The sequence below is a fragment of the Actinoallomurus purpureus genome (assembly GCF_024055795.1).
GTDB lineage: Bacteria > Actinomycetota > Actinomycetes > Streptosporangiales > Streptosporangiaceae > Actinoallomurus > Actinoallomurus purpureus.
Genome location: NZ_JAMXMY010000024.1, coordinates 137,777 through 158,615, shown reverse-complemented (window position 1 = coordinate 158,615; position 20,839 = coordinate 137,777). Strand labels below are relative to the sequence as shown.

20 protein-coding genes are annotated in these 20,839 nt (G+C 71.2%); 10 read left to right on the top strand and 10 right to left on the bottom strand.

Annotation, left to right across the window (positions count from 1 at the left end; all coding sequences use genetic code 11):
• Positions 1 to 47 precede the first annotated feature (47 nt).
• Positions 48 to 1,937 (bottom strand): bifunctional metallophosphatase/5'-nucleotidase, encoded by a 1,890-nt coding sequence (locus NE236_RS35060; RefSeq protein WP_252846536.1) that lies wholly within the window; start codon positions 1,935 to 1,937, stop codon positions 48 to 50.
• A gap of 148 nt (positions 1,938 to 2,085) precedes the next feature.
• Between NE236_RS35060 and NE236_RS35055 the strand changes: the two genes are divergently transcribed.
• Together NE236_RS35055 and NE236_RS35050 are read left to right on the top strand one after the other, a co-directional pair.
• Positions 2,086 to 3,117, top strand: a complete 1,032-nt coding sequence (locus NE236_RS35055; protein WP_252846535.1) for a permease — start codon at positions 2,086 to 2,088, stop codon at positions 3,115 to 3,117.
• Entirely contained in the window at positions 3,105 to 3,809 is a 705-nt protein-coding gene (locus NE236_RS35050; RefSeq protein WP_252846534.1) for a TIGR03943 family putative permease subunit, read from the top strand. Before NE236_RS35055 ends, NE236_RS35050 begins: the two co-directional genes overlap by 13 nt.
• 41 nt (positions 3,810 to 3,850) lie before the next feature.
• On the opposite strand, the gene NE236_RS35045 is transcribed toward NE236_RS35050, so the two are convergent.
• The 4 genes from NE236_RS35045 to NE236_RS35030 all read right to left on the bottom strand — a co-directional run bounded on the left by NE236_RS35045 (position 3,851) and on the right by NE236_RS35030 (position 7,677).
• A complete protein-coding gene (locus tag NE236_RS35045) occupies positions 3,851 to 5,602 on the bottom strand; it encodes an acyclic terpene utilization AtuA family protein (protein ID WP_252846533.1) in 1,752 nt (583 codons plus the stop codon).
• A gap of 145 nt (positions 5,603 to 5,747) precedes the next feature.
• Positions 5,748 to 6,431 carry a hypothetical protein gene (locus tag NE236_RS35040; protein WP_252846532.1) on the bottom strand — a complete coding sequence of 228 codons (684 nt, stop codon included), beginning with the start codon at positions 6,429 to 6,431 and terminating at the stop codon, positions 5,748 to 5,750.
• Positions 6,416 to 7,060, bottom strand: a complete 645-nt coding sequence (locus NE236_RS35035) for a hypothetical protein (RefSeq protein WP_252846531.1) — start codon at positions 7,058 to 7,060, stop codon at positions 6,416 to 6,418. The genes NE236_RS35040 and NE236_RS35035 overlap by 16 nt, the downstream gene beginning before the upstream one ends.
• Positions 7,061 to 7,494: 434 nt before the next feature.
• Positions 7,495 to 7,677 carry an RNA-protein complex protein Nop10 gene (locus NE236_RS35030; RefSeq protein ID WP_252846530.1) on the bottom strand — a complete coding sequence of 61 codons (183 nt, stop codon included), beginning with the start codon at positions 7,675 to 7,677 and terminating at the stop codon, positions 7,495 to 7,497.
• 167 nt (positions 7,678 to 7,844) lie between these two features.
• Here NE236_RS35030 and NE236_RS35025 point away from each other — a divergent pair, with 167 nt between their 5' ends.
• The 4 genes from NE236_RS35025 (at position 7,845) to NE236_RS35010 (ending at position 13,303) form a co-directional block, all read left to right on the top strand.
• The gene (locus NE236_RS35025; protein WP_252846529.1) at positions 7,845 to 9,614 is read left to right on the top strand and encodes an HSP90 family protein; all 1,770 of its coding nucleotides are present in this window, start codon (positions 7,845 to 7,847) and stop codon (positions 9,612 to 9,614) included.
• Between the two features lie 191 nt (positions 9,615 to 9,805).
• Complete coding sequence (locus NE236_RS35020) at positions 9,806 to 12,490, top strand: hypothetical protein (protein WP_252846528.1); 2,685 nt, start codon at positions 9,806 to 9,808, stop codon at positions 12,488 to 12,490.
• Between the two features lie 40 nt (positions 12,491 to 12,530).
• The gene (locus NE236_RS35015; protein ID WP_252846527.1) at positions 12,531 to 12,833 is read left to right on the top strand and encodes a hypothetical protein; all 303 of its coding nucleotides are present in this window, start codon (positions 12,531 to 12,533) and stop codon (positions 12,831 to 12,833) included.
• A gap of 104 nt (positions 12,834 to 12,937) precedes the next feature.
• On the top strand, positions 12,938 to 13,303 hold the full coding sequence (locus NE236_RS35010) for a cupin domain-containing protein (protein ID WP_372494483.1): 366 nt from the start codon (positions 12,938 to 12,940) through the stop codon (positions 13,301 to 13,303).
• Between the two features lie 137 nt (positions 13,304 to 13,440).
• Here NE236_RS35010 and NE236_RS35005 read toward each other — a convergent pair whose 3' ends face one another.
• Both NE236_RS35005 and NE236_RS35000 read right to left on the bottom strand, forming a co-directional pair.
• The gene (locus NE236_RS35005; protein ID WP_252846525.1) at positions 13,441 to 14,142 is read right to left on the bottom strand and encodes a TetR/AcrR family transcriptional regulator; all 702 of its coding nucleotides are present in this window, start codon (positions 14,140 to 14,142) and stop codon (positions 13,441 to 13,443) included.
• A gap of 209 nt (positions 14,143 to 14,351) precedes the next feature.
• Positions 14,352 to 15,044 carry a choice-of-anchor P family protein gene (locus NE236_RS35000; RefSeq protein ID WP_252846524.1) on the bottom strand — a complete coding sequence of 231 codons (693 nt, stop codon included), beginning with the start codon at positions 15,042 to 15,044 and terminating at the stop codon, positions 14,352 to 14,354.
• 339 nt (positions 15,045 to 15,383) lie between these two features.
• On the opposite strand from NE236_RS35000, the gene NE236_RS34995 reads away from it, so the two are divergent.
• Positions 15,384 to 17,168, top strand: coding sequence for a serine/threonine-protein kinase (locus tag NE236_RS34995; RefSeq protein ID WP_252846523.1), 1,785 nt, complete (start codon positions 15,384 to 15,386; stop codon positions 17,166 to 17,168).
• Between the two features lie 47 nt (positions 17,169 to 17,215).
• On the opposite strand, the gene NE236_RS34990 is transcribed toward NE236_RS34995, so the two are convergent.
• Both NE236_RS34990 and NE236_RS34985 read right to left on the bottom strand, forming a co-directional pair.
• Positions 17,216 to 17,776, bottom strand: coding sequence for a flavoprotein (locus NE236_RS34990; RefSeq protein ID WP_252846522.1), 561 nt, complete (start codon positions 17,774 to 17,776; stop codon positions 17,216 to 17,218).
• Positions 17,773 to 19,200, bottom strand: a complete 1,428-nt coding sequence (locus NE236_RS34985) for a helix-turn-helix domain-containing protein (protein WP_252846540.1) — start codon at positions 19,198 to 19,200, stop codon at positions 17,773 to 17,775. The genes NE236_RS34990 and NE236_RS34985 overlap by 4 nt, the downstream gene beginning before the upstream one ends.
• Before the next feature lie 118 nt (positions 19,201 to 19,318).
• On the opposite strand from NE236_RS34985, the gene NE236_RS34980 reads away from it, so the two are divergent.
• Genes NE236_RS34980 through NE236_RS34970 form a run of 3 tightly spaced genes read left to right on the top strand, consistent with a single transcriptional unit; the run spans position 19,319 to position 20,184 of the window.
• Entirely contained in the window at positions 19,319 to 19,609 is a 291-nt protein-coding gene (locus NE236_RS34980; RefSeq protein ID WP_252846521.1) for a hypothetical protein, read from the top strand.
• On the top strand, positions 19,606 to 19,797 hold the full coding sequence (locus tag NE236_RS34975; protein ID WP_252846520.1) for a hypothetical protein: 192 nt from the start codon (positions 19,606 to 19,608) through the stop codon (positions 19,795 to 19,797). The genes NE236_RS34980 and NE236_RS34975 overlap by 4 nt, the downstream gene beginning before the upstream one ends.
• 36 nt (positions 19,798 to 19,833) lie before the next feature.
• The gene (locus NE236_RS34970) at positions 19,834 to 20,184 is read left to right on the top strand and encodes a VOC family protein (protein WP_252846519.1); all 351 of its coding nucleotides are present in this window, start codon (positions 19,834 to 19,836) and stop codon (positions 20,182 to 20,184) included.
• Between the two features lie 86 nt (positions 20,185 to 20,270).
• Here the strand turns inward: NE236_RS34970 and NE236_RS34965 are convergent, their stop codons facing one another.
• Positions 20,271 to 20,765: a hypothetical protein gene (locus NE236_RS34965; RefSeq protein ID WP_252846518.1), complete on the bottom strand. Its 495-nt coding sequence runs from the start codon at positions 20,763 to 20,765 to the stop codon at positions 20,271 to 20,273.
• Between the last annotated feature and the right edge of the window lie 74 nt (positions 20,766 to 20,839).

Below are 20,839 nucleotides of genomic sequence, written 5' to 3'. Positions count from 1 at the left end.
GGCCCACCGTGGTGGGCCTGCACGACGGATTCGGCCGGGCGATCGCGTCAGGACAGCGCGGTGATGCGGTCCCTTGCCGGGACGGTGAGGCCGGTGGTGCCGGCGGCGCCGAGGTAGTCGACGAAGGCGTCGATGTCCTGGGCGCCACCGAGCGGCTCGGTGCCCTCGTTGAAGACGGTGAACCCGTCGCCGCCGGCCGCGAGGAAGTTGTTCATCGTGACGCGGAAACTCGTGGTCGGGGTGACCGTCGTGCCGTTCACCTTGATCTCACCGATCTTGCCGGCGCAGGTCGCGGCGGACGGGTTCGACTGGTAGGTGAGCGTCTTGGAGATCTGCAGGATCTTCTGGGTGCTCTGGCCGCCGCAGCCGGCGAACTGCTGCTCCAGGGTGCGCCGGAGCATGTCCCCGGTCATCGTCTTGGTGACGAGGCTGTTGCCGAACGGCTGCACCGTGAACGCCTCGCCGTAGGTGACCTCGCCGGGCGCTTCGCTGCCCGCGATGTCGCCGGTCTTCAGGTCGGCGCGGACGCCGCCGGGGTTCATCAGCGCGAGCTGCGCGCCGCCCTTGCTCGCGTCGGAGGTCGCGGCGAGCTGCGCGTCGGCGATCACATTGCCGAGCGTGGTCTCCCCGAGGGGCGTCGCGTCGCGGGTCAGGTCGCCCTGGATCTTGCCGACGATCTTGTTGGCCAGCGGCGCGGACGCGTCGACGTACTGCTTGACGACCTTGGCCACGGCCGGGTCGGCCTTGGAGGGGTCGTCCTTGCGGGTCACGCCGGGGCCGGGGGCGTTGAGGGCGTTCTCCACGACCGAGTTGGCGGCGTCGGCGGAGACGAGCGTGCCGGTCCGGTCGTCGACCGTGAGCTTGATGTCGCTGAGGATGCGGCCGTACGACGCGGCGCTGGTGATGAGGCGCGTGACGCCGTTGATCGTGATCGTGCAGCGGTACTCCGCGTGCGTGTGGCCGGACACGATGACCTTGATCGAGGGGTCGAGCTTCTTGGCGATGGCCTCGATGTCGCTGCCGGCGAGGTTGCCGGCGCAGCCGTTCGGCGCGGTCAGCGTGCCGGTCTGGAACCCGCCCTGGTGGATCACGAGCACCGGGACGTGCACGCCCTGGCGGGCGAGCTGCTTGACGGCGCGGTTGGCGGCCTCCGCCTCGTCGGTGAAGTCCAGCCCGGCGACGCCGGTCGGCGTGACGATCGTCGGCGTCGCCTGCAGCACCTCACCGATGAAGCCGACCCGGACGGACCGTCCGCCGACGGCGGGGAACCGCTTGATCCCGTACGCGGGGAACAGCGTCTTGCCGGTCGCCTTGTCCGTCACGTTGGCGGACAGGTACTGGAAGTCGGCGCCCGGGTAGGTGTTCGTCGTCGTCCACCGGCCGTGGCGCTTCACGTCGTACGGCGCGCCCTTGCAGCCGGTGGGTGCGCAGCCGCCGTTCTGGACGCGCTGCAGCTCCGTCTTGCCCTTGTCGAACTCGTGGTTGCCGACCGAGGAGAAGTCGACGTTCATGAGGTTGGCCATGATCGTGGCCGGTTCCTCGTTGAAGAGCCCGTTGACGAGGGGGCTCGCGCCGATGTTGTCACCGGCCATCACGGTCGCCTCGCGGGCGCCGTACTCCGCCTGCTTGTCGCGCACCGCCTTGGCGAGGTAGGCCGCTCCGCCCGCGTACTTGCCGTAGATGTTCAGGCCGGCGGGTTCGAGGTTGCCGTGGAAGTCGTTCCAGGCGAGAAGGTGGACGTCGGTCGTGCGGCCGGGCCGGTGCTTGCCCGCCCAGTCGACCGTGACCTTGTCGGAGAGCGTACGGGCGCCGGCGATGGTGACCGCGCCGGCCGGCTGGGAGCCGGTGACGGCCAGCGGCGCGGCGGCCACCGCGCCCAGCGCGACGGCGATCAGTCCCGCACGGGCAGCGCGGGAACGCAGGAAGGCAGGGATCAAGGATTTCTCCGAGGAGCCGGGGACCACGCCGTAGTCGGCGGTGGACGCTGATACGGGCCGTACGTTGCCATGATCGGGTGTCGGCCGGGAAGCCGCCGGGTTAATTCGTTTTCATGGCGTGATCTCGTCTTGTGACCGTTTTGCGGCGATGAGTAGATTGCCGGGTGTGCCGACCCCCGCCTCCTCTCCGGAGGCCCCTCCCGCCGCTGACGCGGCCGCGCCCGGCCGCCGTCCGCGCGGGGCCGGACTTCCGCTCGTCACCGTGCTGATCGTCGCCGCCGTGCTCCTGCGGCCGGTGCTGACCGGGCTGCTCGGCCACCCCGCCATCGCCAACTGGGCGACCGTCTTCGTCGCGATCACGATCCAGGCCCTGCCGTTCCTCGTCCTCGGCGTCGCCGTCAGCGCGACGATCGCGGCGTTCGTCCCGCCCGGACTGATCGCCCGGCTGCTGCCCAAGCGCCCCGCGCTCGCGGTGCCCGCCGCCGCGGTGGCCGGAGCGGCGCTGCCCGGCTGCGAGTGCGGGTCCGTCCCGGTCGCCGCGCGGCTCGTCTCCATCGGCGTGACCCCAGCGGCGGCGTTCGCCTTCCTGCTGTCGGCGCCGGCCATCAACCCGGTGGTCCTGGTCTCGACGGCGGTCGCGTTCCCCGGTCGGCCCGCGATGGTCGTCGCCCGCTTCGTGGCGAGCCTGGCCGCGTCCGTCGCCATGGGGCTGCTGTGGATCGTGCTGGGCCGCGACGACCTGATCACGCCACAGCGTTCGCACCGTACGGAGGACGGTCCCCGGCTCACCGTCTTCCTGGCCACCGCCCAGCACGACTTCCTCCAGGCCGGCGGCTTCCTCGTCATCGGGGCCGGCACGGCCGCCACCCTCCAGACCCTGGTGCCCCGGCGCATCGTGGACTCCGTCGCCGGGACCGGTCCGCTCTCGCTGCTCGCCCTCGGCGTCCTGGCCGTCGTGGTGGCCCTCTGCTCGGAGGCGGACGCCTTCGTCGCCGCCGGGCTGAAGCAGTTCTCCCTCACCGCCCGCCTGGCGTTCCTCGTGGTCGGGCCGATGGTGGACGTCAAGCTGTTCGCTCTGCAGGCGGGGACGTTCGGCACCCGGTTCGCGTGGCGGTTCTCGCTGGCGACGTTCGCGGTGGCGGTCACGTGCGCCGGCCTCGTCGGGTGGTGGCTGCTGTGACGGAGGACGCCCGCGCGACGACGGTCCTGCTCGTCGGGGCGATGATGGTGCGCCTCGCGCTGACCGGCGCGTACGCGAAGTACGTGCGCACCGGGATGGGCGGCGTGCTGCTGGCCGCCGGGATCCTCCTCGTCTGCCTCGGCCTCGTCGGCGTCGCCCGCGCGCTGGGATTCGGGCCGAAGACGGGAGACACCCGCGGGCACGACCACGCCCACGGCGATCGGGCCGGGTGGCTGCTGCTCGGGCCCGTCCTGGCGCTGCTGCTCGTCACGCCGCCCGCGCTGGGCAGCTTCGGCGTCGGCCGCAGCGCCGCGGTCGACGTCAGCTCCGGCGGACGGACCTTCGACCCGCTCCCCGCCGGGCGCACGATGCCGATGACACTGCTGGAGTTCGACGACCGCGCCGCCGATCACGGCGGCGCCAGCTTCGGCGCGACCCCCGTACGCCTGACCGGGTTCGTCACCCCGGCGAACGACCCGACCGGCTTCCGCATCGCGCGCTACCAGATCGCCTGCTGCGCTGCCGACGCCGTCGCGGCCGTCGTGCACGTCACGGGCACGACCGGGAACCCGCCCGTCCGCGATCAGTGGGTGACCCTGACGGGCACGTTCCAGCGCTCCGCCGACGGCGTCCCCGAACTGCGCGCCACCAGTTTCACCGAGGTGCCCGCCCCGCACGACCCGTACGAGTAGGCGCCCTCGTCACCGCCGCCGTACGCACCCGGTGCCCGCGCTCAACGCAGGAGCCGCTCCGGGAGGGGTACGTGCCGGGCGCGCAGCCATTCGCCCAGCGCCTTGGCCTGGGTGTCGAAGCGGCGTGCCTCGGTCGCGCCGCCGTCCAGCAGGCCACGGACGACGAAGTTGACCGCGCGCAGGTTCGGCAGGACGTACCGGTCGACGGTCAGCCCGCGCGTCTCGGGCAGCAGCTCCTGGAGCCGGTCGGTGGTCATCGTGGCGGCGAGCCACGGCCAGGCCTCCGGATCGCGGGTCCACAGGCCGACGTTGGCGTTGCCGCCCTTGTCACCGGAGCGGGCGTGGACGAGACGGCCGAGCGGCCCCTCGACGGTCGGCCCCGCGTCGTACGGGACGTCGTCGGCGGGGGCGGCCGTCTCGACGGGTTCGGCGGTCGCCGGGACCGGGATGATCTCCTCCCGCCCGTCGGGGTGCACGACCGTGTGCCGGAGCACCCGCTGGGGGATGAGCGTCGGCCAGTAGACGCCGTACGGGGAGCCGGCCGACGGCACGCCCATGCCGTAGATCCCCGGGTAGCTGGAGAGGGCCAGCTCGACGCAGATCGCGGAGAACGCCCGGCCCGCGCCGTGCTGGTCGCCGTCGACGGCGACGTGCAGCAGGCTGGACCCGGCCATCTGGTCGGCCGGGTCGGTCGCGGGCCGGCCGATCCGGGTGAAGCGCAGGTCGGTGACACGCGGGTCGCCGTCGAGCCGCGCGTGCACCGCCCGTTCGACGAGTGCGGCCTTGGCGTCGATGTCGAGGCCCGTCAGCACGAACGTGCAGCTGTTGCGCCAGCCGCCCAGCCCGGTCACGGCCACCTTGGTGGTCGGCGGCGGCGCGTGGCCCACCGCGCCGGTGACGCGCACGCGGTCGGGCCCGTCCCGATCGAGGCGGACGGTGTCTAGCCGGGCGACGACGTCCGGGTTGAGGTAGCCCGGCGCGCCGATCTCGTACAGCAGCTGGGCCGTGACGGTGTCGACCGTGACCGCCCCGCCGGTGCCCTCGTGCTTGGTGATGACGCTCGTCCCGTCGCGGTCGACCTCCGCGATCGGGAAGCCGGGGTGGCGCAGGTCGGCGATGCCGGTGAAGCCGGAGAAGTTACCGCCCGTGGCCTGTGCGCCGCACTCGATCACGTGCCCGGCGACGACGGCCCCGGCGAGGGCGTCGTGGTCGGCCGGCGACCAGCCCCACCACCAGGCGGCGGCGCCCGTCACCAGGGACGCGTCGGCGACCCGGCCGGTGATCACGATGTCGGCCCCGCCGACGAGGGCCGCGGCGATGCCGAACCCGCCGAGGTACGCGTTCGCGGTGAGCGGCTCGTGCCCCCAGCTCGTGAACGGCTCGCCGGTGTCGAGGTGGGACAGGTCGTGGCCCTGGGCCGCCGGCCCGGTCAGCCGGGAGGACAGGTCGTCGCCTTCGACGTGCGCGACCGTCAGGTCCACCCCGGCCTCGGCCAGCAGCGCGCGGGTGTCCCGCGCCAGGCCCGCCGGGTCGAGGCCGCCCGCGTTGACGACGACCCTGATGCCGCGCTCGGCGATCTCGGCGGCCACCGGCTTGAGCTGGCGCAGGAAGCTCGCGGCGTACCCGCCGGTGGGCTTCTTCATGCGGTTCTTGGCCAGCACGAGCATGGTGACCTCGGCGAGGTAGTCGCCCGTGACGACGTCGACCGGGCCGCCGCGCACCATCTCGGCGAGAGCGGAGAGCCGGTCGCCGTAGAAGCCGGAGCAGTTCGCGATTCGTACGGGCCGGTTCATGGGCAGCTCCCGGGTGACGACGCCTGCACCGGGGACAGGACCGCGTCGCCCCTGCCCCGGAGGCGAAGTTACCGTAGGGTCGCCCGCGGACGAACCCGGGACCACCGGCTGACCGCCGGTGTCCCGGGCTCGGATCGGCTCACTTCTACGCGTACGACGCTGGGACGCACACCGACAGCGGCTCGTTCGCCGTGTCGGACGTGTTGCCGACGTACGCCGTGATTCCGGCGTCGGCGTTCAGGCAGATCTTCCCGCCCTTGTCGATCCCCTTCCCGTCGCTGCCCCAGTGCCACTTGACCGGGGCGCCGCTGTTGAACTGCTCGTAGTGCGACCCCCGGCCGTAGCGCGTCGCCCGGTCGGCGGCCGTGGTGCTTCCGCAGCGTTTGGTCGTGTTGACGCTGACGCCCCACTTGCCCTCGTGGTCGACGCCGATCGTGATGCCGACCTTCCGGTTGCACTTCCAGTCGTACCAGCGCTGGTCGAGCCTGGTCCGGCTGACCGTGGCCTTCTTGGCGCCCTTGTCGCACTTGGTGGCGACCTTCACGTCGATCTTCGGATTGATCAGGGTCGGGTCGTGGAACCGCACCCGGATCCCCTTGTTGAACTTGTATGCGTTCCGCTGGTACTGCACGCGCCCCGACAGCCGCACGACGAACGACCTCTTCAGCTGCTTGGAGGTGAAGCAGTAGCCGGTGGAGTAGGAGTGACTCAAGGTCTTCTTGCCGAGCGGCGGATAGGCCGAGGCCAGCGCGGGCGTGGGCGCGATGAGCGCGCCCACGGCGACCGCGGTCGCGGCGACGATGACGCGGTGAATCACTTCGAGCCCCACGACGCCGTCACGCAGACATCGAGCGCCTGGCTGGCCATGTCGGACCTGTTGCGGATGTACACGGTCGCGGCGGCGTCGGCGTGCAGGCAGATCTTGCCGCCCTTCGTGATGCCCTTGCCATCACTGCCCCAGGACCAGCGCACGGGCGCACCGGAGTTGTACTGCGTGTAGTGGGAGCCCTTGCCGTAAGGGCCGGTGTTCCGGTCCGCGGCCTTCGTCTTACCGCACTTGTAGGTGCCGCTGACCCCGACAGCCCAGGGGTAGCCGACGAACACCGCCACCGTGGTCTGACACTTCCAGTCGTACCACTTCTGGGTGAGGTCGGCGTGGTCGACCTTGGCCGCCTTGGCGCCCTTTCCGCACTTGTTCGTGGTCGTGACGGTGATCGTGGGATTCACGAGCGTCGGGTCATAGAAGCGAACGCGGATCCCTCGGTTGAACTTGTACGCGTTCCGCTTGTACCGGACCGTCCCCGAAAGCTTCTCGGTGATCCCCCGCTTCAATTCCTTGGAATTATGGCAGAAGCTCTTCGAGTACGGCCGGCTCAGGGTCTTCATTCCGAGCGGCGGATACGTGCTGGCCTGCGCCGGGGCGGACACGAGCAGGACACCGATCATGGAGGCGCCCACGGCCGCCGCACCTGCCGTAACATTCTTGAAACTCAAGGCGGGACCCTTCGCTTTCGGCGGGGGATGTTCCGCAGAAAATAACACCCGAGATAGGCGCGGAAAATGAGCCTCGGGTCCCGATTAAACTGATACGGCAGTCCTATTGCCGACAGAGCGAACCCCTGCTACGCGCATCGCCTGCGGTCTGCGGGGAATGACGGCAGGCAGAGGGTGGCGAGCCGAGCCGCAGACAAGAGCGGGCCTCACGGGTCAGCGGAGATCACGGGCCGACTGGCCGATCGGGTTTCACAGCAGAGAGCGGCTGGACCCACCCGCCGCTCACCGCCCGCCGACTGCGATCCGTACCGACGCAGCCCGCCGTTTCCCGTACGGTGCCGTTGCGGCCGTAGGGTCGGTCCGGCGTGTCCGCCGGTTCGATCGGCCAGGGCCGTCGTTCACTCGAAGTCGTCCGGGCTGAAGTCCTCCGGATGGGCCGGTCCGGTGCTGGGACCGCTGTCCGGGTCCTCTTCTTCGTCGGTGGCGGTGGTCACGCCGGCCGGGCGCCGAGCGGCGTCCGCCTCGCTGGAATCGTCGGCGCTACCCCGCTGCCGGTCCTCGCCCTCGTACGGCTCTCCCATCGTCCGTCCCCTCCCCCCGGGACGCCCCTGAAGGGCCAGGCTTCCCCTACCCGCCCCTCGTCGACTGACACCCTCCCCTACGCCCTTCTCGGGATATTGGAACGCGTGTCGGATAGGTCGCCGTTAGGGTGATCAGCAGCAATGCCGACCGATGAGAGGTCAACGGGGTGGACCAGGCATTCCAAGTCGATCTGCGCGGCGTCGTCGATCTGTTGAGCAGACACCTCTACTCCAGCCCCCGCGTGTACCTGCGGGAGCTCCTGCAGAACGGCGTCGACGCCATCACCGCGCGCGGCGACGGGCCGGGGCGGATCCGGATCGAGACCGGAGACGAGCTCCGGGTGCACGACAGCGGGATCGGCCTGACCGAGGCCGAGGTCCACGAGCTGCTGGCGACCATCGGCCGCTCCTCGAAGCGCGACGAGCTCGGGCTCGCCCGCCACGACTTCCTCGGCCAGTTCGGCATCGGCCTGCTGTCGGCGTTCCTCGTCGCCGACGAGATCACCGTCGTCACCCGCTCCGCCCGTGGAGGAGACGCCGTGCGGTGGACCGGCTTCGCCGACGGCCGCTACCGCGTCGAACCCGGCACGCGCGACGAGCCGGGCACCACCGTGAGCCTGCGGCCCCGGCGCGGGGCGAGCGACTGGCTCACCCCCGCGACCGTCACCGAACTGGCCGAGACGTACGGCGAGCTGCTGCCCGTCGATCTGACGGTCGACGGGCGGCGGATCACCGGTGACGGCCTGCCCTGGCGGGCGGCATACCCCGATCCGGGCCGCCGCCGCGCGGCGCTCGACGAGTACTGCCGCCGGCAGTTCGGGTTCGCGCCGTTCGACGTGATCGACCTGGACGTCCCCGAGGCCGGGCTGACCGGCGTCGCGTTCGTCCTCCCGCAGCCGGTCGCCCCGACCGCGCGGGGCGCGCACCGCGTGTACCTGAAGCGGATGCTGCTGGCCGAGGGCGTCGAAGGGCTGCTCCCCGACTGGGCGTTCTTCGTACGCTGCGTCGTGGACGCCGGCGAGCTGCGCCCGACGGCCGGACGCGAGGCGCTGTACGAGGACGAGCTGCTCGACGCCACCCGCGACGCGCTCGGCCGGCAGGTCCGGCAGTGGCTCATGCGGCTGTCGGAGACCGACCCGGCCCGGCTGCGCGCCTTCCTGCGCCTGCACCACCTGGGCGTCAAGGCGATGGCCCTGCGCGACGACGACATGCTGCGGATCGTCGACCGGTGGCTGGAGTTCGAGACGTCCGCCGGTCCGATGACCCTGGCGGAGTTCCGCACCCGGCACCAGGGTGGCCGCTACACCGCGGACCTGGACGAGTTCCGGCGCCTGGCGGCCGTCTCCGGTGCGCAGGGCGTCGCGCTGGTCAACGGCGGCTACGTCTATGACACAGAGATCATCGAACGGCTGCCGGCCATCGACCCCGACGCGGTCCTGCCGCCGCTGGACGCCTCGGAGCTGACCTCTCACTTCGGTGTGATCGACCCGGAGACCGAGCTGGCGCTGCGCCCTTTCCTGGCCGTCGCGCAGCGGGCGGTCGACTCGCTCGGCTGCGAGGTCGTCGTCCGCGACTTCGACCCGGCGTCGCTGCCCGCCCTGTACATGACCAGCCGGGCCGCCCGTCACCAGGCCGAGCTGCGCGAGGCACGCGAGTCCGCCGACGCCCTGTGGTCCGACGTACTCGGCGCGCTGGAGGGCACGGCGTCCGTGAGCGACCGCCCGCAGCTGGTCCTCAACCACCGCAACCCGCTGGCCCGTCGCATCACCGCACTGACCGAGACCGGCCTCATCGAGCTCGCGGTCCAGGCCCTGTACGGCCAGGCGCTCCTGCTCGGCCACCACCCCCTGCGGGCCGCCGACACCGCCGTGCTCAACCGGTCCTTCCTCGGCCTGCTCGACTGGGCCGTCCACGACCCCGCCCCGGAGGACAAGTGACTGCCTCGGTCACCCCGCACAGCACCTCGGTCACTCCTCCGACGAAGGAGGACAAGTGACCGAGCGAAGCGAGAGAACCGATAAGCACAGCACCTCGGTCACTCCTCCGACGAAGGAGGACAAGTGACCGAGCGAAGCGAGAGAACCGATAAGCACAGCACCTCGGTCACTCCTCCGACGAAGGAGGACGAGTGACCGTCGAGCAGGCCTATGAGCTGATGAGCCGCGCCGGCGAGCTGCCGTACGGCCAGGCGCGGACCATCATGGTCGAGGAGGCGCTGCGGCAGGCCGAGGCCGCCGCCGACGAACGCCTGGCGTACCGGCTCCGCAACCACCTGCGCACGGAGTACGTCCAGAGCGGCGAGCGCGCCAAGGCGTTCGCCGTCTTCGTACGCTGCCTCAGCGACTTCGACCGGAACCCCGACCTCGGCGAGGAGCACCTCCTGTACTGGGGGTTCAAGTCGACCGTCACCGGGCTGACGAAGTTCCCCGAGATCCCCTTGGACCGCACACTGGCGGTCCTGGACGACATGGAGCGCCGCTACCGGCTCGCCGACGGGGGGCTGCAGCCGGTGCACATGTGCCGCACGGTGGTCACCCAGCACGTGCACGGGGCGGAGGCCGCCGAGGAGTGGTACACCCGGTGGCACGCGGCCCCTCGCACGCGGCTGTCGGACTGCGAGGGCTGCGACCCCAGCATGAAGGTCGCCTACCTGGCCGCGCGCGGCCGGGACGAGGACGCCGTGGCGCTCGCCGAGCCGCTGCTGCGGGGCGAGCTCGGCTGCGACGAACAGCCCCAGACGATCCTCACCGAACTGCTCCCCGTATTCGTCCGCACCGGCCGCCTCGAGGCGGCGGCGGACGCGCACCGCCGCGCCTACCGGGCCCAGCGCGACCGGCTGGCCGAGCTGTGGGGGATCGCCGTACACCTGGAGTTCTGCGCGCGCACCGGCAACGAGGCCCGCGGCCTCGAACTGCTGGAACGCCACCTCGGCTGGCTCGACCGCGCGCCGACCCCGCACGAGGGCATGCGGTTCGCCGCCACGGCCGCGCTCCTGCTGCGGCGGCTGACGGAGATCGGCCACGGGGACGTGTCCGTACGCCGGCCCGCGCACGGCGACCGGGCCGCCGCCGAGGTCCCCGCCGCCGAACTGCACGCGGACCTCACCCGGCACGCCCTCGACGTCGCCGCCCGGTTCGACGCCCGCAACGGCACGCCCGAGCAGGGCCGGCTCATCCGGGAGGTGCTCGACGCGGAACCGCTCGTCGACCACCTACCGCTCACCCCGTACGCGCGTCGCACCCCGGCGCCGCCGCCCGCCCCGGCCCCCCAGGCCGATCTCGCGGCCGTTGACGACGTCGACCGGCTACTCGACCTGGCCGAAGAGCACTGGAGGCGACGCGAGTCCGCCGCGGCACTCGCCGCCTGGCGGCGCGTCGACGCGATCGGGGGCGAACTGTCCCTCGTCCAGCAGGGCCGGCGGGTCGACGGCGAAGGCCTCGAACGCCTCCTCGCGGGAGACCCGCAGGGCGCGACGGACGTCTGGCGGCGGTCCGCCGAGCTGTACGCGCGGGGCGGTGACGAGGAGTGCGCCCAGGCGGCGACCAGCAGGTTCGCCGCGGTGCTCTGCCAGATCGGCCAGGCGGACGCGGGCCTGCCCCTGCTGGAGGCCGCCTTCGCGTGGCTCGACACGCACGAGGCGAAGCCCCGGCGGCGGCTGGCGGCCCGGGGGCGGCTGGCCGCGGCGTACGGCGAGGTCGGCCGCACCGACGAGGCGCTCGCCCTGCTCGACGGCGCGTCGCCGCCGGAGGATCCCGACGAGCTCGCCGACCTGGAGATGACCCGCGTCCGCGTCCTGGCATCCGCCGGGCGTGACGCGGAGGTCACCGCCGCGCTCCGGCGCGCCGTCGGCGGGTACCGGCGGAGCGGTCAGCGCGCGGCCCTCGCCGAGGCGGCCCTCCTGCTCGGCCGGCGGCTGGCCGCGAGCGAGACGGAGGAGGAGCACGCCGAGGCGGACGGGCTGCTGACCGAGGCCGTCACCAACGCTCCGGCCGACATGCCGGCGCTGCGCTCCGCCGCGTACGCCGTCCGAGGGGAGCGCCTGCTGGCCCGCGGGGACGCCGGCCAGGCCGCCGAGGATCTGATCGAGGCGGTCGCGGGCTTCACCGCCGAGGGCTCCCACTACCAGGCCGCCTACGCGCGTCAGGACCTGTGCGTCGCCTACCTCGAGACCGGCCGGCACCTCGAGGCGGCCGAGACCGCCGAGGAGGCGCTGCCGGTGTTCGAGGCGCACGGCGACACCGACGCCCTGCGCCGGACCCGCTACCTGCTCGCCAACGCCCAGCGTGAACTCGGCGAGGTCGATGCCGCCGCCGAGGCCTTCACCCGCCTCGCCGAGGAGGAACGCGCCGAGCAGCCGGCCATGGCCGCACGCCTCCTCCTTCAGGCCGGCGACCTGCTCAGCGACCTCGACAAGGACGCGACCGCCGCCGAACGCTTCGCCGCCGCCGCCGAGGCCTCCCTGGCGGCCGGCGATCCGTATGGGACCCTCCAGGCACGACGACGCCAGGCTCTGTGCGTGATGTGGAGCGGCAGGGCCGAGGATGGCCTGGCGGTCATGGCCTCCGCGCGGGCCGGGCTGGCCGCCCTGCCCGGCGACGAACCGGCCGCCCTGACCTGGGAGACGGCTCTCATCGACTTCGACGAGGCACGGATCCTCGGCGCCCTGGAGCGGTTCGACGAGGCCGTCGCCGCCGTGGAGCGCGCGGCCGCCGCATTCACCGCCCTCGACCAGAAGGATCCCGCCGAGGCGGCACAGAACCTGCGCGCCGACCTGATCGCCGCGAGCACCGGTGACCCCTCCGCGTCGGGGTGACCATCGCGCCCCGACCGCGTCCCCTTCCAGGAGGCCCATCGTGTACTCGGAGAAGCAGCGCCGACTGCTCGAGCAGCAGCAGCGCCGGCTGCTCGAGCAGCGGTACATCGTGGGCGAGGACCTCGCCAACGACCCCACCCTGCTCGACGACTGCCCGCATCGGTACGTCTTCGTCGTCGTGCCCGCCCGCGGCATGGCGCGTGGACCTCTGCGCGGGACCCTGCCGCTTCTGCTCGAATGCGTCGAGACGCTGGAGACCCGCGGGTGGGAGCCGGTGGCCTGGGACTTCGACACCCCTGAGAAGGGCGTGTTGATGCGCCGCAGGGGACCGGGACGCTCCTGACCGTGTCCGGCCTGCGCCAGTGCCCCGCTCCCGCGGCGACGAGCGTCGACCTCTGAGGGGCCTGTCGGGGGCGACCCGGCACGCTGCTACCGTCGCGCCTCGTGGTGGAGAACGTGTACGTGGGGAACGCCGCCGTGGACGCTGCCGGTGACCTGGGCTGGCTCCTCGGCCATTTCAAGCCGGTCGGCGACATCCGTCACAGCGACGACGTCGAGATCAAGTGGGGTGTGCACCCGCGCGGCGACCGGCGCGCGCGGTGGGCGACCGAGGAGAAGCGCACCGCCCTGCTCGTCCTGATCAGCGGCCGGTTCCACGTGGAGCTTCCCGGCCTGGACGTGGTCCTGACCGAGCAGGGCGACTACATCGTGTGGGGCCACGGCGTCGACCACTCCTGGTACGCGGAGGAGGAGTCGGTCGTCATGACCGTCCGCTGGCCGTCCATCCCGGGCTACGCGATCCCCGCCGACTGACCACCCCGACGCACGCGCTTACTCGCTCCTCTTTGGGTGGGGGTCACGATCATCAACGCCGGCCTGCGGAAACGCGAAGTACGAAGCAATCATCGACCCAACTTAGGACCGGATCGCCGGTGACGGTGCGTGTTCCGTCAGACCCGCTCAGCGGCCGGTGTCGCGCTGGCGGCGCGTTCGGCCTCCAGGCCGTCGAGAAGGACCCGGAGGCCGTACTCGAAGGTCTGTTCCGGCGCCCCGGCGTACTCGGTGGCGATCGGGGCGTCCAGGCGGGCGCGCAGGCGCGGGAACCGCATGGCGACCTCGGTCGCCTTGGTCATGGTGTCGGCGATGGCCTCCTCGGCGTTCTTTCCGTTGCGGCTCAGCCGCCTGGTCAGCGAGACCATGGCGGAAGTGCCGAGCACGTTGCCGAGCACGAAGGTGAAGACGGTGGCCGCGGCCCGGTCGGCCGCCGCGTCGTCGAAGCCGCCCGCCTCGTAGACGGCGAGACAGTGCTCGTCGTAGCGGGCCTTGCCCTCTCCGTAGAACAGGTACGAGCCGAACGCCTGGACGAGCCAGGGGTGCCTGCTGAACATCGCATGCAGGCCGGTCGCCATCCGCGTGGCCGCGCTCCGCCAGTCGACCGTGGCCAGGTCGGGCAGCTCGATCTCGCCCCAGACCTGGTCGGCGGCGAGCACGATGAGGTCGTCCTTGTTCTTGACGTGCCAGTAGACCGCGGTCGCGACGGCGCCGAGCCGCTTGCCCAGGCCGCGCATGTTGAGCCCGTCCAAGCCCTCTTCGTCGAGCAGCTGGATGGCGGTCTGGACGATCTGTTCCCGGGTGAGAGTGTCGCGCGGCATGCCCTCACGATAGGCCACACCACCAGTGCATTGCACTTAGTTCAAAACATGGACCTCCTCGTCGTCATCCATGAGGACGAGGAGGTCCCTGGCGTTCCGGGCCGCACGCCGGCCGCGATCGCGAATCGCCGGCGTAGGCCGAGGACCGTTCCCGCCCCGCGAGAGGACCCGTGCACTGGTCCCCTCACGAGGCCGGACTGTCGCCGGGCTCAGCCGGTGACGGGCAGGTTGCTGGGCACGGGGGTGGGCTTGGGCGCCTGGCTGGGGGGTGTGGTCGGGCCGGTCGGTGACGGGATCGGCTTACCGGTGGGCTGGCCGGGCGGCGGGGTCGGGCCCGGGGGCTGGGTGGGCGTGTCGGCTGCGTTGCAGGTGGCCGAGGAGATGCTGATGGTCTGGGCGTTTGCGAGGCGGACTTCGATGGCGGTGACGGTGAGGCTGCCGTCGGGGTTGTTGACCTGTTTGTTGAGGGTGACGGCGACGGCGCCCAGGCCTTGGACGGGGACGCTGATCGCGCTGTTGGGCGCGGCGTCGACGGCGAGGCGGTGGCCGGCGATCTGGGCGTCGGCCAGGTGGGAGACGCCGTTGCCGTTCTTGCAGGTGGCGGTGACGAGGTGGGCGGTGAGGGCGGCCTTGGCGACGCTCAGGTCGGTGACGCTGGCGCGGGCGTAGGCGGGTTTGGCGGTGACGTGCAGGATCTTGACGTCGATGAGGGGGTTGGCCGGCAGGTGGATCAGGCTCTTGTCGGCGGTGGCGGTGACGGCCGGCGTCTGGGGGATGGCGACCAGCCCCTGGGCGGTGACGCCATAGGCCGAGCCGGTGCCGGTCGTCGCGGAGGCGGGCGCGGCCAGGGCCAGCGGCGTCGCGAGCGCACCGGCGACCGCCGCGAACGTGGTCAGCTTCATCAAGCGCACAGTGCTGTCTCCTTGGGTCAGCGAGTGGGGAGGAGTAGAGATCGACATCGGGTCGGCCATACGAGCGCGGAGGTTCTCCAGGCCGAGGGACGGTCAGCGCACAAGAACTCTGTCTCCTCCCGCAGGTGTTCTGTGGCCCTTGAGTACGCATGAGCCGCAGAGAAGGTTGCACGACTTTCGACGGACATCCGCGGCCGTCGCGGCCGCCCGTCCCGGAGATCAGCCCGAAGGCACAAGAACTCGGACTGTTCCCTGCGGGAGCACGGCTCGCGGCACCCCGGATTTCTCGATTTCCGCACGGCGCGACGTCGAGTCGAACATCATCAATCCGTGGACGAATGGTCACTTCACGGATACACCACCCTCCGGGAGCTGGGACGGGGAGGTTTCGGCCGCGTCGTGCTCGCACGGCACGAGGCTTCGGGCACCCATGTCGCCGTCAAGTACCTCACCGCCCCGGACGAACGCTTCCGCGCGGAGTTCCGGGCGGAAGCGCAGATCCTGCGCGGTCTCGACGACCCGTACGTGGTGCGCCTCTTCGAGTACGTCGAGGAACCGCAGGGTGCGGCGATCGTCATGGAGGCGATCGACGGGGTGTCGCTCAGGGCGCTGCTCAGCGAGCGCGGCACGCTGGAGCCGGAGGCCGCGCTGGCGGTGCTGAAGGGATCACTGCTCGGCCTGGGGGCCGCGCACGACGTGGGCGTCGTCCACCGTGACTACAAGCCCGCCAACGTCATGGTCGAGAGTGACGGCCAGAGCAAGCTGATCGACTTCGGCATCGCACTGCGCTCCGGCGTGGCGGGTCAGATCGTCGGCACCCCGGCGTACATGGCACCGGAGCAGTGGGCCGGGGAACCCGCCTCGCCCTCCACCGACGTGTACGCCGCCACCTGCGTGTTCTTCGAATGCGTGACGGGTCGCAAGCCGTACCCGGGCGACACGACCGAGGCCTACCGCGCACAGCACACGAGCGGCGAGATCCCCGCCGGTCAGGCGCCACCATCGGTCCGGGCACTGATCTACCGCGGCCTGGCCAAACACCCGGCGGGTCGGCCACCGGGCGCGCTGGAGTTCGCCGAGGAGTTGGAGATCGCGGCCGCCGCCGAGTACGGGACCCAGTGGGAGTCCAACGGCTGGAGGCGGCTGGCCGAGGCCGCGGCCGGGCTCGCCGCGCTGTTCCCGTTCGCGGCTCTGGCGGCGGGTACGGCCCCCGGTGCGGCCGGCCACGCGGCCGGGGCCGCTGCGGGCCACGGAGCCGGTGCCGCGGCGGGCAAGGCCGGCGCGGCGACGGGGAAGGGTGCGCTCACCAAGATCTTGGGGAGCAACGCCGGGGTGAAACTGGGCGCCATCGCCACCGGCGTCGTCGTGGCGGGCTCGGCGACGACCGCCGCCATCGTCCTGACCCAGCACAAGCCGAAGAAACCGAAACCTGTCGCCGCACGGATCGAGCTGGCCTCCTACAACCAGTCCATCGCCGGCCTCGACCTGCGAGAGGCGCGCTACGCCCACGTGAACGGCGTCCGGAACGCCGCCGTTCAGCGCAAGATCGATCAGGCGCTGTTCGCCCCGCTCGACTGGGGCATAGTCCTCATGCAGAAGCAGGACGCGCAGGCCAATCCGCCCTGCACGAAACCGACTATCCTGCGCTCACAACCCCAGATCGGGATCAATGGGCCGCGTCTGGCATCGGTCCAGTACGCGCTGCCGGCGGTGTACTGCTCCCCCCTCGACTACCAACTCCCCCGGATCAACGTCAACGTCGACCTGCGCACCGGGAAGGCGTTGACCGCCGCCGACGTGTTCCGGCCCGAGACGCTCCGCCGGGACGGGCTCGCGACGCTGCTGAACCGGGTGTCCGCGCACGTGACCCAGCCCGACCTGCATACCGTGTGCGTCCGCTCACCTCTGCTTCACGGGGACTTCTTCCAGACCACACCTCAACTACCGGGGACGCGGCCCCAGCCGCCGCGTATCTCGCCGTTCTTCACGGCCGGTGGAATGGTCCTCAGCTGGTCGCACGCGGGCAGCGAATGCCCCTACTACGCGATCACCTTGCCGTACACCGAGATACGGGACCTGCTCACCCCGCAGATCGCCGCGGAGCTGCCCGGTTAGTTCTGCGCCGGTGGCTCGGACGGCGGCCCGCCCGGCATTGGTCGCAGTCAGACCGCCGCGCCGGCGAGCATCTCCTCGGCCGCCAGCAGCGCCGACCGCCAGGGAAAACGATCGATGCGCTCGCCGCCCGTGCCGGGAGGGTGTGGCTCGAACCATCCGGGCCCCAACAGGACGCGGATCCCTTCGGCCCGCAGCTCGTCGACGCTTCGGCGGAACGCCCGACGTCCCGCCAGCGCGGTATTCACGAAGGGCAGCACGACGACGGGCACTCCGAGACCCGGAGCTTCGGCCAGAACGCCGAGAGCGTACGTGTCGCTGATCCCGGCCGCCAGCTTGTTGATCGTGTTGTATGTGGCGGGGGCGACGATGACGGCGTCGGCCTTGGCCGATCGTGGCTCCCCCGGCTTCCGGTACCGGCTGCGGACCGGCCGCCCCGTCCGCGCCTCGAGTTCGGCCGCGTCGATGAAGTCCAGCGCCGCCGGTGTCGCGATGACCTGGACCTCCCAGCCCCGCTCATGGGCCAGGTCGACCAGCCGGCCGACCTCACCGGCGGGTCCGGCCCCGCACACGACGATGGAGAGGACCCGGGCCTGCCGCTCCTCGGTCACAGACGTACTCCCATCTGCGTGGCGAACTCGCCCACCCGCCTCCTGACGGTCGGCGGCGACGCGGCGTGGAGGTCACGGAGAAGACGGTGTACGGCGGGCCGCGCCGATACCTCTTCCGGCGCGAGCCGCTCGGCGGCCCGCATGATCTCGTACGCCTTCTCATGCTTCCCCCACTGCAGCAGAGCACGAGACGTGTCGACCAGCAACACCGCCTTGCGCTCGGTGATGGGGACACGGTCGAGATCGACGCAACGGGCCTGCACGACCGCCTGTCCCGCGTCACCGAGGCACGCGGAAATGCTGACGCGATGGAGCCGGACATTGGTCGGCCCGAAGGCGGTCCACCGATGGTTGTGATCTCCCCCGAGGCGGCGCGCGGCGTCGTCCGCCTCATTCAGCATCGTCGCCACAGTGGCGCGGTCGTTGCGGCGTCCAGCCGCTACCGCGCCGCAGAGCAGCAGCGCTCCGTACACCGACAACGAGTCGGGCGTGTGCTTACCGATGTCCCGGTCGAGTCGAGCGGCGAAGGCACCGGCCACCGCACTGGCCGCACCGAAGTGACCACCACGCATCAGCACACGCGTGAGGTTTCGTGCGCTCGCCGCCACCGTGAGGGGATCTTCGCTGCGGCGGGCACACTGCATGCTGCGGTCGGCCGCTAGCCAGGCGAGCCCTTCGCTGTCGAGTTTAAGGAGAATGCTGGCCGCCAGGTAGTGCGCTTCGGCGGACAATGCATGAGCCCGGAGACGGTCGTCACCGGTTAAGACGTCACACGCCGTCCGAACAGCGGCGAGGAGGCCGGGGAGGCTCTCGGTGACGGTCGAGTAGCTACATCCCTGGTACGCGCGCTTCGCCGAGGCGACGGAAGCGCGGAGGACGCTCAGGTCCGTGCGAGCCGGGTCGGGAAGGCCACCGAGGACATCGGGAGTGCCGGCCAGGACGGCGGCGAAGGCATCGACACCGCCCAGTGGTGCGTTACCGGGCGTCGCGTCACCGAGAACGGCTTCGAACAGACCTGCCGTCGCAAGACGGTGAAATGTACGCCTCTGCACGGACTCACCATCCTCGTCGCTCGCGTACGGACTCCCCCCAAGTGAACCCAAAAGTGACGGATCAGCCAACCACCCGGAGGAATCCCGGCTCTGGGCGAAGGATCGCGGGGCGAGGCCGAGGGTCATGCGCGCGTCGTCCGGCATGCCCAGGCCGTCGGCGATGCGCTCGAACACCTCCAGGGCCAGCACCTGCCGACCGCCCTGCTTCATGTATTCGCTGATCTTGCCCTGGGTCATACCGCACGCGATCGCGAGTTGCGTCTGACTTGCCCCCGCATATTGCCTTACGAGACGGAACAATTGCCCGATATCGCGACGACTTACGGCAGCGGTGACGTCGGCTCGATTCCACAGCGATGGAGGGATCGTCATCGCCTTCAAGATCCACCACCTTGGTCCGCGATATGCCGGTTACCGCGGAGCTTATATCCCGGCATGGGATAACGCCGGGTGATAGGACGTTCGGTCTCTCCGGCTCGACCTTTGAGTCGTGGAAAAGCAACGGAAGAAAGCCGGAGAGCTCACCATTCTGGTCGAACTATGCCGAGAGCTCGCGAAACTCGGCCTCAGCGTCGGCATGAGCGACGCGCGTCCCGCCCTGTCGGTGCGTCGCGGGCTCACCGGACGGAAAGTGTGGATCGAGGTCGACGCATCCTGCGCGTCGTACGTGTGGCGCCGCGACGATCAGGACCATCACCCGGTCGACGACCCGGCGGGTGCTGCCACCCGGATCGCGGCGTACCTGAACAAGCGGGACGATCGGCCGGGCACGAGTCCGTGAACGCGGACGCCGTCGCGATTCTGCGGAGGCGGTTCCCGGGGGTGGTGTTCTGGTACGGCCGGTACACCGGCTCGTGGTGGGCATTGCTCCCGCCCCCGGCCGGGTGGCGGCTGGTCGAGGCGCTCGACCCGGAGGAGCTGACGCGGGCGATCATCCAGGGCGGGTCCTGGCCCTGGCCACCGCGCTGAGGCGCATTGTCGGTGGCGACGCGTATGGTCCCGCGCATGTACACGGTCGACTTCGTCGAGTTCCCCTCCGGCTCCGCTTCCGGGTCCGGCCGATTCTTCGAGGAGGCGTTCGGCTGGACGACCACCTCGTACGGCCCCGACTATGTCGATGTGCACGGCGGAGGGGTCGGCCTCGGCTTCCAGGCGGATTCGGGCGAGAAGCCGACCGCGCCCTTGGTGGCCATCCACGCCGACGATCTCGAAGCCGCGCGACAGGCCATCGAGGCCGCCGGCGGAGTCGTCACCGTCGAGCCGTTCGACTTCCCCGGCGGCCGGCGCTTTCACTTCCGCGAACCGGGAGGCTGCGAGCTGGCCGTCTGGTGCCCGACCGGCGAGCCCACCCGTTGATCCCCCTGGTGGGGTCGGCCAGACCGCTGCCCGCCTAGAAAAGGAGCATCACCGTTCCGGAACGTACGGAAAGGGGCGGTGCCCCCTCAACGATGCGGATCCGTGGACGGTGGCCGTGGGCCGCGCCGAAGAGGCCCACCATCGACGCCCAGTTCTCCCCTGGCCGCTTCCATGAACGCGTGCCGTAGCTCCCGCTTACTCGTCGTCCCTTCCATGGGAGACCCGGAGCGAAGCAGACTTTGTAGGGCGATCGTGTAGTCGTGGGCGGCCTGGGCGGCATCGGCCGAGCACACGAGTTCACATGCCTTCTTGGTGAGCCACAGGGCATGGAGTTGATCCCACACCTCACCGTCGTCCTGCCCCGAGGCAGGGTGTTCTCGGCGATCCAGTAGCTGCTCCGCGCTCTGCGCGGCGGACAGGAAACTCAGGATCGCCTCCTTGCGCTCGGCCCGCTCCACCGCCAACTGCTCGTGCCGCTCCCGGCGCACATCGACTCGGGTCGTGAGGTACTGGCCGACCAGAGCGCCGGCCGACCCAAGGGCCACGCCGGCCAGCGGCAATACCGTCGAATACCACGCCATGACCGCCATACTCCGGCAGCGACAGCATCTGTGGCTACGGCCTCTGGTCGTGACGCCGCGCGTCCTCGCCCACG

What these genes read in the sequence shown, in the direction of transcription:
- NE236_RS35055 (WP_252846535.1), top strand. Translation starts at nt 2,086, where the DNA reads ATGAGTAGATTGCCGGGTGTGCCGACCCCCGCCTCCTCTCCGGAGGCC.
- NE236_RS35045 (WP_252846533.1), bottom strand. Translation starts at nt 5,602, where the DNA reads ATGAACCGGCCCGTACGAATCGCGAACTGCTCCGGCTTCTACGGCGAC.
- NE236_RS35030 (WP_252846530.1), bottom strand. Translation starts at nt 7,677, where the DNA reads ATGGGAGAGCCGTACGAGGGCGAGGACCGGCAGCGGGGTAGCGCCGAC.
- NE236_RS35005 (WP_252846525.1), bottom strand. Translation starts at nt 14,142, where the DNA reads ATGCCGCGCGACACTCTCACCCGGGAACAGATCGTCCAGACCGCCATC.
- NE236_RS35000 (WP_252846524.1), bottom strand. Translation starts at nt 15,044, where the DNA reads ATGAAGCTGACCACGTTCGCGGCGGTCGCCGGTGCGCTCGCGACGCCG.
- NE236_RS34985 (WP_252846540.1), bottom strand. Translation starts at nt 19,200, where the DNA reads ATGACGATCCCTCCATCGCTGTGGAATCGAGCCGACGTCACCGCTGCC.
- NE236_RS34970 (WP_252846519.1), top strand. Translation starts at nt 19,834, where the DNA reads ATGTACACGGTCGACTTCGTCGAGTTCCCCTCCGGCTCCGCTTCCGGG.
- NE236_RS34965 (WP_252846518.1), bottom strand. Translation starts at nt 20,765, where the DNA reads ATGGCGTGGTATTCGACGGTATTGCCGCTGGCCGGCGTGGCCCTTGGG.